The 464-nt window shown below is 39.4% G+C and carries 1 pseudogene; it reads left to right on the plus strand.

The window, feature by feature from the left end:
- Positions 1-62 precede the first annotated feature (62 nt).
- Positions 63-464: pseudogene (locus ACYVTD_RS16585) on the plus strand (hypothetical protein); the annotation flags it as partial.

Consider the following 464-nt stretch of genomic DNA (forward strand, 5'->3'; position numbering starts at 1 on the left):
CCTTAACAGGAAAAAGAAAGCTAATGCCCGGAAATTGGTAAAAAGAAACCGTAAGGGTAAAGGTGAGTATTAACCGTTTTTCCCAAAGAACTCTGTGGGTAGCTTTTTTTACACTAATCTTTATTTTTTCCACGTGTACTACTATATCCCCTGTTAGTTCAAAAAAAGAGCAGCCTTCCGTTTTTACGACAATCGAGAATATTCAGCCGCAGTGGCAGGTTTTCGCTAACGGGATTGATTATTGTTGCGGAAAAATTTCCTCTCCTACTCTTGAGTTTTGGGCGATTAAACTCGATCTTTCCTCGCAAGAACTTGACATTGTTGTTAAAGGCGGAACGCAAACTGACGACCAAACTTTAAGTACAAAAGTTTCCAGTTTTGCGAGGGACAATGATCTTCTTGCAGGCATTAATGTGACACCTTTTGATATTGTCTCCTCAAAAGAAGGGAGAGTTATTCAGAAT

The sequence above is a fragment of the Treponema sp. R6D11 genome (genome assembly GCF_054786075.1).